Genomic DNA, 14,244 nt, shown 5'->3' with positions numbered 1-14,244 from the left:
TGATACGATCCTGTGGGACTACGTTTCATCGGAATTATTTATAATTATTGGTAGGAGCATGCCTGGGTAATTGCATGTTTGATGAGCAGGAGAGCAGGTAGCTAAGGCCGTTATGACATACATTTATCAAAGTTGTTTTATGATCATTTGTAAAAGTGTGCTCGTGTGATAACAGTACGTATTGAGCAGGAGAGAAAATGTATAATGCATCTTTCGGAGATGCTTTATCAAACAGCTTATAACGATTGGCGGACGCATCTTAGCATGCTAGCCAGGTATGATGAGCAGGAGAGAAGGTATAGAACACTGCCCTGTAAAGCTATTTATAACCAGCTAGAGGAACGCCTTTGTGTGATAACCGTACATGGGGAGAGAATAATAAGTGCGGCGCCTGGAGGAGCCTTCAACAAAGCCGGATATAATGATTGATGAGGTGCTGCGTGTACTTTAATGATCGTCTGCCATATGGAGAGAGGGAGGTCCGTTATGTAATAATGAAGCAATAATATAATGTTGAAGCAACGGCGTAATCAGCGGTGCATCATCGACTTTATATGAGGGACAAAAAAAATCCCCGCCCAGGATAAGGCAGGGATGTGCATACTAACCCAATGCTTACTAAAACTAAAACTAACTTCTATTATATAGCTTTATATAATTATTGCTTACGGAGAGAAACGAATTATAATGGCTGTTGGCCGATTGATTATTCTGCTTCTTGTTTTTCAGCAATCTTTACTTTAATCTTTGCTTCTATTTCTGCAGACAATTCCGGATTATCATTCAGGAGTTGTTTTACTGCATCGCGGCCCTGACCCAGTTTGTTGGTATCATAGCTGAACCAGCTACCGCTTTTTTGGATAATACCGTATTCCACGCCCATGTCAATGATTTCACCCGTTTTGGAGACACCATAACCGTAAACGATATCGAATTCTGCCTGGCGGAATGGTGGTGCTACTTTATTTTTTACCACTTTCACTTTTACCCGGTTACCAATTGCTTCATCGCCATCTTTGATCTGGCTCATACGGCGGATATCCAACCTTACAGATGCGTAGAATTTCAGGGCGTTACCACCGGTAGTGGTTTCGGGGTTACCGAACATCACGCCTATTTTTTCACGTAACTGGTTGATGAATATGCAGCAGCAATTTGTTTTGGCGATGGTGGCGGTTAATTTACGCAGTGCCTGGGACATCAACCGGGCTTGTAAACCCATTTTGCTTTCTCCCATTTCACCTTCCAGCTCACTTTTCGGTACCAGGGCTGCAACGGAGTCAATCACTACTACGTCTACTGCGCCGGAGAGAATCAGGCGGTCGGCAATTTCCAGTGCCTGCTCACCATGATCGGGCTGAGATATTAACAGGGAATCTACGTCTACTCCCAGTCTTTTAGCATAGCTGCTGTCGAAAGCATGCTCCGCATCTATAATAGCGCAAATGCCACCTTTTTTCTGTGCTTCTGCAATTGTATGTATAGCTATGGTTGTTTTACCAGAGGATTCCGGACCATATATTTCTATAATCCTGCCTTTAGGTAAACCTCCCACTCCAAGTGCAATGTCAAGACCCAAAGAACCAGTAGAAATTACTTCCATCGGTGCTTCAGCTTTCTCGCCCATCATCATCACAGATCCCTTACCGTAATCTTTCTCAATCTTGTCCATCGTGAGGCGCAGGGCCTTCAGTTTTTCTGCATTGGCTGTAGACATATAATTAGTGTTTTTTACAAATTTAAATGATCGTTGATCATAAAAAGAAGCATTCACATTTGGTACTGCTAAATTATGACCTAATTTTTAATTATCCTAAATATTTTAGCATTTTCTTTTCGTTATGCTAAATAAAATAGTAATTATTGGCGGAACACCGGTCTTCTGCTGTTGACCAATCATCAGACCGGCATCCCTGTAATGTAAGATCTTCAAGGGTTAACCCGCAATGGCATAACAAAGATGCAGGCACATTACGCATTGAATGTGCGTAATAACAATAACCCCGGAAAAATACCTGCGCAAGGCGATGCGATTTCTACTGCATTTTGAAAAAGCGTACTTCTACGCTTGAGTATAAATCAGGAAAGCGGCATTTTTGCAAAGTCAAGTTTAGTTGTTGTTTTTAACCCCCCGAATAGTTTGTTAGTTAAATTGTTTGTTAGCCTGCCTTTGCGGCCTTTGCATCCAGTGTTACCGGAGTAATAGCGAAAAGGTCCGGCTGTATGAACCCCAAAAATTTTTTTTCCGCCATTCTATTTCTTTGTTCCCGTTTCCTTGTTCTGTTCATCTGAGAAAGACGAACAAAGAACAAGGATTACGGGAATGATCGTTTATATACAAGATATTATTTTACCAGTATCCAGCAGGCTGCCAGTTGGGTGATGATGCCGATAAAGAAGCCAAGGTATACTTCCCGGGGGGTGTGGGCGTGTAGTATAAGTCGCGCAGTGGCCACTATAGCGGCTACAAAAAAGGTAATAACAAGCGGAATAGATACATTCATATGCATTCCCCACGCCAATGATAACAGAAAGCCGATAATTCCTCCCCAGCCTACTGTATGCATGCTGGTTTTAATGAAATTATTGGAGATAAATGCGATGGAAATAGAGAGGAAAGTACCCAGGAAAAACGCCGTATAAAACTTAGGCGCCCGGCCTTCCTGTAAAAAAGTATAGAAAGCCCAGAAATAATAAATGATAACAGCGATATACGGGATAATACGGTCCCGTTGTGTTTTCATATAAATAGAAGAAATAAATCCAAGGGCTTTTGCCAGCAATACGGTCAACAGGGGAAATCCCAGGCTGATAATCGCTACCCGGAAATACAGGGTGTCAAATGCAAAACGTTTGCTGATTGATTTAAATGCAACCATGTACTCAGGAATGGATTGCAGCACGAGAAAGGTAACCAGTAAAGGAATAAACAATGGGTGGGCAAGCCAGGATATAGCCTGGGCAAACGCCCGCACGGAGGGTGAAAACTCCGGCTCCATATGTAAATGTCCGTCCCGGTCTAATACAGCTTGTTCTTGCATGGTCTGTTGTCTTATAATTCTTTACGTAAACGGGCTACCGGAATATTCAGCTGCTCCCTGTATTTGGCTACAGTACGGCGGGCTATATTATAACCTTTGTCCTGCAGCATTTTGGTGAGGTTTTCATCACTCAGCGGTTTCCTTTTATTTTCTGCTTCTATCAGGTCAGACAGAATCTTCTTTACTTCTCTGGTAGATACTTCTTCTCCGCTATCGGTAGATAAAGATTCCGAGAAGAAAAATTTGAGCTTGAATGTACCGAATTCCGTTTGTACATATTTACTGTTGGCCACCCGGCTCACCGTGGATATATCCAGCTGTGTGCGGTCTGCAATATCTTTCAGGATCATGGGTTTCATAGTCGTTTCGTCCCCGGTGAGGAAGAACTCCCGCTGATAATCCATGATAGATTCCATGGTGGATAGTAAGGTGTGCTGACGTTGCTTAATGGCATCTATAAACCATTTCGCTGCGTCAATTTTTTGTTTGATAAACAAGACCGCCTCTTTCTGACGTTTATCTTTTTTATCACCCCGGTCGTATTCTTTCAGCATTTCGCGGTAACCACCGGAAATACGCAGGTCCGGAGCATTCCGGGAATTGAGGGTCAGCTCCAGTTTACCGGCATTGTTCAGAATGAAGAAATCCGGCAATACATAGCTTTCCGCCTTATTCAGCGTAGCATAGTTGCCACCTGGTTTGGGATTCAGCCGGATAATCTGAGTGATAGCCTCTTTCAGGCCTTCATCGCTGAGACTCAGGGCTTTCTGTATTTTTTCGTAGTGCTTCTTTGTAAATTCATCGAAGTAGTTCTCGAGAATCAGATAGGCGGTGTGTACGCCAAAATCATCCTGCGATTTGCGTTTCAGCTGCAACAACAAACACTCTTTCAGATCAGTACAGCATACCCCGGCCGGGTCGAAGTCCTGTATTTTTTTAATCAGTTCCCTGATTTCTTCTTCCGTAGTATCTATGTTTTGAGAGAAAGACAAGTCGTCTACCATAGAGCTGATTTCTCTTCTCAGGTAGCCGTCATCGTCAATACTGCCGATAATATGTTCGGCAATGGCATTCTGGTGATTATTCAGTTCCAGCATACCCAACTGGCTGAGCAGGTGCTCGTGGAAAGAGGTTTCCACCCGGATCGGAATGGTTTTATTGCTCTCATCCGGATCAGGGTAATTGTCGTCCCGCAGTTTATAATCTGCCACATCATCATCACCCTCACTCACATATTCAGAAATATCTATATTATCATATTCATTTTCACTGCCATCCGGTTCAAATTCTTCGTCATCTGAGGGGACTTCATACTCTTCCTGCTCTTTAAACTCGTCATCATTGGATTCTTCACCATATTCCAGTGCAGGATTCTCTTCCAGCTCTTCTTTAATCCTTTCTTCCAGGTTCACAGTAGGTACCTGCAGCAGTTTCATGAGCTGAATCTGCTGGGGAGAAAGTTTCTGTAATAATTTTTGCTGTTGTGTCTGCTTTAACATAATTGTTCCCTATGAGGGCAAAATTAATAAGTATAAGGTTAACCTTCATGGTTTAGTCCTGCCCGTTTTCAGGGGGCTGGTGTTCTTTACAGGTCTAGTTCCAATTGTTCCGGCAACAATCGGAATGATTTCCGGTGATAGGGTGTATCACCGAATGCCCGTATCGCCTCTCTGTGCAGCTTGGTGGGATAGCCTTTATTAACATCCCAGCCGAAATGAGGATATGTGGCGTGTAATTGCTGCATATATTCATCCCGGTAAGTTTTAGCCAGTACGGAAGCCGCTGCAATGGAAGCATATTTGCCATCTCCCTGTACAATACAGGCATGTGGTGTGCTGCCATAGGCATAGAAGCGATTGCCGTCTACCAGTATAAAACCCGGTTGCTGCTGTAGTTTTTCCAAAGCCAGATGCATGGCCTTGAAAGAGGCTTTCAATATATTTATCTTGTCTATTTCCACGTTATCCACACTGGCCACGGCATAACACACAGCTTCTGTTTCAATAATTCCCCGTAATTTATCCCGGTCGGCGGCCTTCATTTGTTTGGAATCATTCAGCATAGGGTGGCGAAAGCCGGCCGGCAATATAACTGCTGCTGCAAAGACAGGGCCTGCGAGGCACCCCCGGCCAGCTTCATCGCAGCCGGCTTCTGTTAATAATTCCTGATAATGAGAAAGTAGCAAATTTTAATTTATTAAGCCGGGTAAAATTACATGAATAATGTTCAAGGAACAAGCCTTGTGGATATTCAGGCCATCCTGGTCTGTTCTTTAATCTTTCTTGAACAGGTCTTTAAAATCCTGTTTGAAATTAGTCCATTCTTTATCAGATTTTTTCATCAGCTGATCGGCTGCTTCCCGGGTACTGTCCCAGGTGGCGGCGCTGCTGTTTTTAACGTCTTCCATCTTTTTTTTCATATCCGCTTTGAGGACTTCCAGTTTTTTGCGGGCTGCTTCACTTTTTTCAGTGCCTTCTTTTTTCAATTCCGCAGAAGTCTGGTCAATATCGCGTATACGTTCGTTGATGGCTTCTTCGGCTTGTTTTTTCTGTTCGTTGAGATAATCCCCGGCACTGTTGGCGGTAGCCTTGATATCGCCGCCCACTTTTTCCAAACCATCTTTTATTTCTTCTTTCTTTTCTTGTTGCTGGTTGTTTTCATTACATGCAACAAATGCAGCAATACTTATCAGGAGCATTATTCTTTTCATAGCACACGGTTTTAGTTGTTTAACGATACCTTATTGCATACTGGCACGGCTGGTATGCAGCCTCCCTTTATCAAAACATATTCCAGTTTTTCCGGTTTCCTCCCCGTTGGTTTTAAGGAATTAAGAAATATGAAAACGCGCAGCGGAGCGTAATAGCAGATATCACACCACCAGGGTGGGTAAATGGATGATATTGCCCGGATAGGTAACCAGCTGGTAACAGCTCCGGCAATTTAGAGAGGGCGGAATGGCCGTTAATCCCTATTCCTGCGGTCGTTAACAAAAAATTGGCTAGGTTTGGGGTCCTTAAAACAAAACCAAATTATATGAGGAAAAAGTTAATGGTTTTGCTCTTGTTGCTTAGCGTAAGTATAAAATGGGCTAAAGCAGATGAGGGCATGTGGCTGCCGTATTTATTAGGGCAGCAAACGTACAATGACATGGTGAAGAGAGGATTGAAGCTAACCAAAGAACAATTGTACAGCATTAATAAAGCGTCTTTGAAAGATGCCATTGTAATTTTCGGTGCTGGTTGTACTGGTGAAATAGTAAGTGCGGAAGGACTGGTTTTTACCAACCACCACTGCGGTTACGGGGCGATTGCTGCCGCCAGTTCTGTAGAACATAACTACCTGAAAAATGGCTTCTATGCCAAAAATAAAAAGGAAGAAATTCCTGCCAATAAACTGAGTGTACAGTTTCTGGTGAAAGTAGAAGATGTCACCAAAGAAGTGGAAGCATCTCTGCAGGGAGCTACTGCTGCCGACCGCGCCAAAAAAGAATATCAGGCTTACCAGGGTATTATCGCTAAAGCGGTTGCCAATACCGGTTATGAAGCCCAGATCGTACCGATGTTTAAAAATAACCAGTACCTGTTGTTTGTATACGAACGTTATACAGATATCCGCCTGGTAGGTACACCTCCTGAAAATGTAGGTAAATTCGGAGGTGATACAGATAACTGGGAATGGCCGCGCCACACCGGTGACTTCTCCATCTTCCGTGTGTATGCCGGAAAAGATGGTAAACCTGCTCCTTATGCTGCAGACAACGTGCCTTTAAAACCAAAACATTTCCTGCCGGTATCTATCAAAGGCGTAAAGGAAAATGATTATGCCATGATCTTTGGTTATCCAGGTGGTACCAACCGCTACGAAACTTCCTATGGTGTAAAACTGAAAACTTCCATCGAAAGCCCTTCACTGGTGAATCTGCGTGATGTGAGACTGAAAGCGATGCTGGAAGAAATGAAAAAAGATCCTGCTGTTAAGTTACAGCTGGCATCTTCCTATGCTACTATTGCCAACTACTGGAAATTCTTTGACGGGGAAACCAAACAACTGGAAAAACATGGTGTACTCGCAGATAAACAAAAACAAGAGGCAGCTTTCAGCACCTGGGCACAGCAGAAGCCGGAATATGCCAGTGTGATGAAAGATTACGAGCAGGCCTATAAAGCATGGACTCCTTATGCGAAACAACGGATGTACCTGAACGAAGGTATCCTGGGTTCTCCGGTAGCTGCTTTTGCGGCTTCCCTGCAAAATGTGGAAAATGCATTGGTAACGCCAGGTGCGGCAAAAGATGCAGTGAAAAATGCCATCGAAGCAGCAGATAAAGCCCGTAGTGGTTTCCTGGGTGTGGAAAATAAAGCCAGCGATCAGAAAATACTGTCAGCTACTGCCCGGATGTTCTACACGGATATCGCTAAAGAACAGCAGCCTGCTGATTTTTACGCGTCACTGAAAGCCAAATACGGTAGCCTCGATGAGGAAAATACTTACCGTCTCTGGGCTGCAGCACTGATGTCCAACACCATCATCTTCAATGATACCAAATGGAAAGCTTTTGTTGCTAACCCGGATGCCGTAACCCTTCAGCAGGATCCTGCCTTTGCTTATGCCAGCGCTTTCCTGAAAAATAACAGCAAATATCTGCCATTATACAGCCAGTTCGCAGAAAAAACCAAAGAGCTGGGTCGTATCTACCTGAAAGGTGTGATCGAAATGACGCCTGGTGCCAACAGGTATCCGGATGCCAACTTCACCATGCGTTTATCTTATGGTCAGGTGAAGCCTTATACACCGCGGGATGCTGTGAGCTATGACTACGTATGTACGATGAAAGGTGTGCTGGATAAATATGTACCGGGTGATTACGAATTCGATCTGCCGGAAAACTATGTGAACCTGTACAACAAAAAAGATTTCGGTCAGTACAAAGATGCCAAACGGAATGATGTGGTAGTATGTTTTATTACAACCAACGATATTACCGGTGGTAACTCTGGTTCTCCGGTGATCAATGCCAATGGTGAACTGATCGGACTGGCCTTCGATGGCAACTACGAAGCCCTGAGCCATAAAATTCAGTTTGATTCTAAATTGAACCGTACCATCTGCGTGGATGTACGTTATGTATTGTGGTGTGTAGAGAAACTGGGTGGTGCTAAAAATATCATTGATGAGCTGAAACTGGTGAAGTAATTCCCCGGTAAGCTTTTACGATCCTTATAAGGGGATTTTTATTACGCATGGCGTATCAGATACAGGTGGCAAGCAGCCACTGACAACTGATATACCATGCGTAATTCTTTTTTATCTGTACAACTTTTTGATTCCTTACGATGTTATCGGGATAAATAACCTGGGAATAGTGCTATTGAAAACCACTTAACCATCGTATATGCGACTGCGTTGTCTGCTGTTTATTATCGGTTTTCTAATGATACAGCCTCCGGTGGCTGCATCTTGTAGCCTGCCGGAGAATAATCTTGCTATAGACAGCACCGGCAGGGATTCCGCAGTGCAGAAAGTGGCCGGATTCCTTAAAAAAATTACGCTGGGCGGCGTTTTCCAGGCCCGCTATACCTTGTCGCTCCACAAGGATGTAGATGTAAATGGTATGCATCAGCCCGACGCTACAGAGGTAGTCAGAAACAGTTTTAGCCTGAAACGTGCGCGCCTGCAGGTAAAAGCACAGGTAAGCGATCGTTTTATGGCAGCGGTACTGGTGAACCTGGCCGATTTCAGCGGCGATACGAAAGGCAAGGTGCTGGAAAATGCGTATATCTCTTACCGTTGGAATGATGCGGTTAACTTCACGATCGGACAGTTTCGTCCGTCATTTGGTTTGGAGGATCTGTACCCCGTGGACATTATCAAATCAATGGATTTTTCCAACCAGTACTATGCATTTGGTAACAATGGCTGGCAAAGCTTTCAGCTGGGTGTATCCATGTTTGGCTCCTTTGCGAAAGACCGTAACATCCCCATCAAATATTCATTGGCAGTGGTAAACGGTAATAACCGTAACCAACCTTCAGATAATGATAATGGGAAGCTGGGAACGGCCCGGCTGGAACTGGGCAATATGAACCGGCTGGCAGTAGGCCTGAACGGCGGTTTTGGTGTCGTAAAGCGGAAAAACGTATATGCGTTTGGGGTAGATGTAACCGGTGTGTTTCCCCTGTCGCCTACTTTGGATCTGGAACTGCAGACAGAATATAAACAAGGTACAGACCATCAGTATTATTACGCCCTGCACGACAGCCTGCGTATAGATCCGTTGAATAAATACCTGATGCATGGCGTGTATGTATTGCCCAATTTCCGTTACAAAATCAATTATCATAAACTGACATCGATAGAGTTTTCTGTGCGGTATGAATATTTTAATGAAGATTATAAACATGATGGCAATACACGGCAGACTTTTATACCGATGATCAGTCTTGCTTTCCTGAAAGACTATGGTGGCCGGTTACAGTTAGGTATGCAGATCGATCAGTATAAAAAAGATATACCCGGTACCAAAACACATAACAGTAACCTGATGATTGTACAGGTACAATGCAGGCTTTAAAATAATTCTGGTTATATGAAAGAGATCAAATACCCGCAGTTGTTGATTACCCTGGCTTTTGGCCTGTTGGTGTGGTTTATTCCTGCTCCGGCAGGCGTAAAACCGGAAGCCTGGCATTTACTGGCTATTTTTCTGGCTACGATTCTGGGAATTATCCTGAAAGCAGCTTCGATGGGCACCATGTCTATGCTGGCCATCACACTGGTGGCTATCACGGGCGTACTGGCGCCGGGTGATCCGGGTAAGTCTATCAGTCTGGCACTCAGTAGTTTCGGCGATAAAGTTATCTGGTTGATTGGTATCTCTTTTTTTATTGCGCGGGGATTTATCAAAACGGGCCTGGGAAAACGAATCGCCTATCTTTTTATCCGCATTTTCGGACGTAGTTCACTGGGGCTGGCGTACGGACTAGGATTGGCGGATATGGTACTGGCGCCGGCTGTGCCCAGCAATACAGCGCGGGGTGGTGGCATTATTTATCCCATTATGAAATCCATGGCGATGAATTTCGGTTCAGTGCCGGAAGATCCGGCCACACATCGTAAGCTGGGTGCGTATCTGACGCTCAGCAGCTACAATATGAATCTCATTACTTCTTCGTTGTTTTTAACCGGTACTGCCAGCAATCCCATGTGTCAGAAGTTTGCCCGGAATCTGGGTATCGAAATCTCCTGGATGTCGTGGTTTACAGCAGCGATCGTGCCGGCAGCGCTTTCTATTCTGGCAGTGCCGTATATCCTTTACCGTATTTATCCGCCATCGTTAAAATCTACCGGCGATGCGCCGGCGATGGCTGCCGCGAAACTAAAGGAAATGGGGCCGGTGCACCGCGATGAATGGCTGATGCTCATCGCATTTGTGATCCTGCTGGTGTTGTGGGTATCGGGAGAATGGTTTGGTATTGATGCTACTACTACTGCTTTGATAGGTCTGGTGTTTCTGTTGTTATCGCAGGTACTTACCTGGGAAGATGTGAAATCAGAGAAAGGTGCGTGGGATACAATTGTATGGTTCAGTGCACTGGTAATGATGGCGGGGTTTCTGAATACGCTGGGTTTTATTCCCTGGTTCAGTGAAGTGATCCGGCAGCAGGTGGGGAATATGCGCTGGACGGTTGCCTTTCCCATTATTGTACTGGTATATTTCTACAGTCATTACATTTTCGCGAGTGCTACGGCACATGTGGCAGCGATGTATGCGGCATTTCTGGGGGTAGGTATTTCTGTTGGTATTCCCGGTACATTATTGGCGCTGGTGCTGGGCTTTTGCGGTGGCATTTTTGGAACACTGACGCATTATGGTCATGGCCCGGCACCGGTGTTTTTTGGCAGCAGTTATGTAGAGCTGAAAGACTGGTGGAAGTGTGGTTTTATCTTAAGTATTGTTTACCTGATTATCTGGATGGGAGCGGGCGGAGGATGGTGGAAAGTATTGGGAATCTGGTAGATCGTCATTTTCATATATGCTTCTGCGTAGTACTACGTAATTTTCTTTTATGTTGTTTTTACCTGCATTTATTTAGTGATTGCAATGTAGCTTTGCATCCGTTTAGTACCGATAAATATGCTGTTGCTGATAAGCGTTGCGAGTGCAATAGTGTTACCCCCGGTGAATTATTTGTAACAGGGATTGTGACCCCCCAAAAAAAAGAACAAAAAAACAAGATGAAACATTTTAACATGTTTGCGGTAGCCCTTGTGCTGTTGATAACAGCCATGTCGGCTTGTGCGCCAAACCCGAAGGAAAACACAAAAACTGCGTATACCGTTAGCGGTCATGCAGGGAATTTTTTAGTGATCAAGGGCCATGGTTTTAGCAGGGATAAAGCTGCGAACAAAGTGGTTTTTGGTAATGTACCTGCACAGGTGTTGCAGGCAGGCCCTGATTTTTTACTGGTACAGGTACCCCTGCAAAAGCCAGGCACTGTACCGGTGGTAGTGGAGGTAGGAGCACATACCTCCAATGCTATGCTGTTTGTATATAATCCCGCCCGTAAGCTGGTGGCAGATATCAGTGTTATAGCAATATAAGTGGTAAGTACAAACCATCATCACCTATATTTCTGTAACCATAGCTTTGAACCCCCGTTCGTTGAAGGCTGTACCAGTTCTGGTACAGCTTTTTTATTGCGGTCTCCCCGCATATATTATTTGCTTAAATTGGGGGTATGTACACGACGATCCGTCCTCACCCGCTGCTGCTGCCGTATATAGATGCCTATTGGGTAGCTGTATCATCCCGGTTTGCACAACAGCGTATCCTGCCGGATACCTGTTCGGATATCATCTTTAATATCGGAAAGGATGCGGTGTATCCGGGAGCTGGTGGTTTGATCGTAACACCCGGCGATGCTTTTGTAGTGGGTACCATGACCACTTTCCGGGATACCCAATTACCGGCAGGCGGTGCTTTATTGGGTATCCGGTTTCAGGCCGGTGGCCTCGCAGCCTATACCGGGCTGCCGTTGCAACTGATTACGGATCAGCATATTCCGTTGGACGAAATAACCCGGGAATGGCAGAATAGCTTAAAATCTTTACTGGAAAAAGCAGCGACCATTCCACAGCAGATCCGTGTAGTGGAAATTTTTTTATTGCAGCGTTTACCCGTACCCGTTATAGCTATTCAGCAGGTGTTACCAACGATCGATAGAATACGTGCCACCAATGGTAATATCCGGATAGCTGCCCTGGCAGCGCAGGCATGTATGAGTGTCCGTACTTATGAAAGATATTTTTTGCAGCTGACAGGCGTCTCTCCCAAAACCTTTTCCCGCATTATACGTTTTATGGCAGTAAAGCAACAGCTGAAGACTGCTGCAGATCAGCCATTACTCCGGCTGGCACTGGATAATGGCTTTTATGACCATGCACATCTTACCCGGGAATTCAGCGCTTTTACAGGGCATAGTCCTGTTTCCTATTTGCAGCGATAGTTGTCGTTTTTTTACAAACAACCACCCATCACTGTGGGCTACTTTTGATCTTCTAAAACAGGATGCATCATGCAACAAAGAATATCCTTGATTACGCTGGGCGTACGTGATTTGCAACGTTCCCTGCAGTTTTATGAAGCGGGACTGGGCTGGAAGAAGTCTGCCGAAAGCCAGGAAAATGTGGCGTTTTTTCAGTTGGGAGGCCTGGTGTTATCGTTATATCCGTGGCATCTGCTGGCGGAAGATGCACAGGTGCCCGCGGAAGGCAGTGGTTTTAAAGGGATGACCCTGGCCTATAATACGGAGAGCCGGGAAGAAACAGATGCCATATTGCAGGATGCATTACGGGCAGGAGCTACGCTGGTAAAGCCGGCGCAGGAGGTTTTCTGGGGAGGCTACAGCGGCTATTTCAGCGATCCGGATGGTTATTTGTTTGAAGTCGCGCATAATCCTTTCTGGAAAATGAATGAGCGGGGTGAAATTTTGCTGCCGGCATAACCTGCGCTGTGTATAAAAAAACTACGGGCCTGCGGGGAGATCAGCGTAGGCTGATAGCTGCCGGCAGGCCCGTAATCGTAATACTTGATGCGTTATTTATCCTGCATGCCAAACATCACTACCAGTTTGTCATTTTCATACAGGTTTAAAGTCTGATCAGCTACATCGTAGCGGAAAGTATGTTCACTGATTTTTTGCAGGAAAGCAGCTTCCCGTTGCATTACTTCCGGATTGGGGCAAGCCATGCGGGTGCTGATGGCAGCAGAGAAAGTCAGTTGCTCTCTGGTGGCATCGTAGCCGCCGGAAATGTTGTTGCAGCCGCCTTTTCCATGAAAACGTTTAGTTGCAGGATCAAACTCCAGCCATACACCGGATTCAGTTAACGTTTTACCGTCAAATTGAATCAGGTTCCATTTTTTGCTGGCGATGTAAGCCCATTGCCGTGCATCGGGAGCATCCTTTCCGGCTGTTTTATTTTCTTTTGGCGTCAGGTTGAATACCAGTGCTACCTTTCCTTTCGCGTCGTAGAGGCGCAGTGTCTGACCGGTTACTTCATACCGGAAGCTATGATCACTGACGATAGTGTTGAACTCACCTTCACGGCGCATTACATCCCGGTCCGGGCAAGCCATTAACGTGCTGGCTACCTGAGAAAAAGATACCAGTTTACCGGTGGCTTTGTATCCGCCGAAGATATTATTGCAGCCACTTTTTCCGGAGAAACGTTTGTCTTTGGTGTCAAACTCCAGGAAGATACCCGAGTTGGTGACGGCGTTGTTGCCCAATTGTACCAGCTCCCATCTCTTGTCGGCGAGTTGTTCCCACTGCGTAGCAGGAGCATTGGTCGCGGAGCTGTTTATTTTTTTCTTTTCCAAAACTTTAGTCAGGGTATATTTTACAGAAGAGCCATCTGCCGGCGGATTTTTAACCGGCGTTACTCTGATTCTGAGTTTGTACCGGTAGCCAGGTACATAATTGAATCCGTTGATATTGGTGTAAAGATTGGACCATTCAGCGTCTTTGAGACCTTTGATTTGTAAACATTCCATGGGGGCCACTCCAGTGCAGGGTTCCTTTGACTCTTTCACGTAAATAATCTGGCTCTTTGCCTGTTGTGGCTGTTGCTTTTGAACAGGTGCCATCATTGAAGTGGCGAAGGAAATGGCTAATTCGAATAACATAAAATATAGATTTTA

At 45.0% G+C, this 14,244-nt stretch carries 12 protein-coding genes; 6 read left to right on the top strand and 6 right to left on the bottom strand.

What is annotated here, in order from left to right:
* Positions 1-706: 706 nt before the first annotated feature.
* The 5 genes from recA to OL444_RS02620 form a co-directional block, all read right to left on the bottom strand.
* The gene (gene recA, locus OL444_RS02640) at positions 707-1,717 is read right to left on the bottom strand and encodes a recombinase RecA (RefSeq protein WP_264734791.1); all 1,011 of its coding nucleotides are present in this window, start codon (positions 1,715-1,717) and stop codon (positions 707-709) included.
* 628 nt (positions 1,718-2,345) lie between these two features.
* Positions 2,346-3,041 carry a hypothetical protein gene (locus OL444_RS02635; protein WP_264734792.1) on the bottom strand — a complete coding sequence of 232 codons (696 nt, stop codon included), beginning with the start codon at positions 3,039-3,041 and terminating at the stop codon, positions 2,346-2,348.
* Between the two features lie 11 nt (positions 3,042-3,052).
* On the bottom strand, positions 3,053-4,540 hold the full coding sequence (rpoN, locus tag OL444_RS02630) for an RNA polymerase factor sigma-54 (RefSeq protein WP_264734793.1): 1,488 nt from the start codon (positions 4,538-4,540) through the stop codon (positions 3,053-3,055).
* Positions 4,541-4,626: 86 nt separating this feature from the next.
* On the bottom strand, positions 4,627-5,226 hold the full coding sequence (gene rnhB / locus OL444_RS02625) for a ribonuclease HII (protein WP_264734794.1): 600 nt from the start codon (positions 5,224-5,226) through the stop codon (positions 4,627-4,629).
* A gap of 87 nt (positions 5,227-5,313) precedes the next feature.
* Entirely contained in the window at positions 5,314-5,751 is a 438-nt protein-coding gene (locus OL444_RS02620) for a hypothetical protein (RefSeq protein WP_264734795.1), read from the bottom strand.
* Positions 5,752-6,077: 326 nt separating this feature from the next.
* Here OL444_RS02620 and OL444_RS02615 point away from each other — a divergent pair, with 326 nt between their 5' ends.
* The 6 genes from OL444_RS02615 to OL444_RS02590 all read left to right on the top strand — a co-directional run bounded on the left by OL444_RS02615 (position 6,078) and on the right by OL444_RS02590 (position 13,048).
* Entirely contained in the window at positions 6,078-8,237 is a 2,160-nt protein-coding gene (locus tag OL444_RS02615) for a S46 family peptidase (protein ID WP_264734796.1), read from the top strand.
* A gap of 199 nt (positions 8,238-8,436) precedes the next feature.
* Positions 8,437-9,615 (top strand): porin, encoded by a 1,179-nt coding sequence (locus OL444_RS02610; protein WP_264734797.1) that lies wholly within the window; start codon positions 8,437-8,439, stop codon positions 9,613-9,615.
* A gap of 15 nt (positions 9,616-9,630) precedes the next feature.
* On the top strand, positions 9,631-11,061 hold the full coding sequence (locus OL444_RS02605) for an anion permease (protein WP_264734798.1): 1,431 nt from the start codon (positions 9,631-9,633) through the stop codon (positions 11,059-11,061).
* 218 nt (positions 11,062-11,279) lie between these two features.
* Positions 11,280-11,645 carry an IPT/TIG domain-containing protein gene (locus OL444_RS02600; protein WP_264734799.1) on the top strand — a complete coding sequence of 122 codons (366 nt, stop codon included), beginning with the start codon at positions 11,280-11,282 and terminating at the stop codon, positions 11,643-11,645.
* 137 nt (positions 11,646-11,782) lie between these two features.
* A complete protein-coding gene (locus OL444_RS02595) occupies positions 11,783-12,550 on the top strand; it encodes an AraC family transcriptional regulator (RefSeq protein ID WP_264734800.1) in 768 nt (255 codons plus the stop codon).
* A gap of 69 nt (positions 12,551-12,619) precedes the next feature.
* Positions 12,620-13,048 (top strand): VOC family protein, encoded by a 429-nt coding sequence (locus OL444_RS02590; RefSeq protein ID WP_264734801.1) that lies wholly within the window; start codon positions 12,620-12,622, stop codon positions 13,046-13,048.
* Positions 13,049-13,140: 92 nt separating this feature from the next.
* On the opposite strand, the gene OL444_RS02585 is transcribed toward OL444_RS02590, so the two are convergent.
* Positions 13,141-14,229 carry an META domain-containing protein gene (locus OL444_RS02585; protein ID WP_264734802.1) on the bottom strand — a complete coding sequence of 363 codons (1,089 nt, stop codon included), beginning with the start codon at positions 14,227-14,229 and terminating at the stop codon, positions 13,141-13,143.
* Between the last annotated feature and the right edge of the window lie 15 nt (positions 14,230-14,244).

The sequence above is a fragment of the Chitinophaga nivalis genome (assembly GCF_025989125.1).
GTDB lineage: Bacteria > Bacteroidota > Bacteroidia > Chitinophagales > Chitinophagaceae > Chitinophaga > Chitinophaga nivalis.
This window is presented reverse-complemented; position numbering and strand designations above follow the sequence as displayed.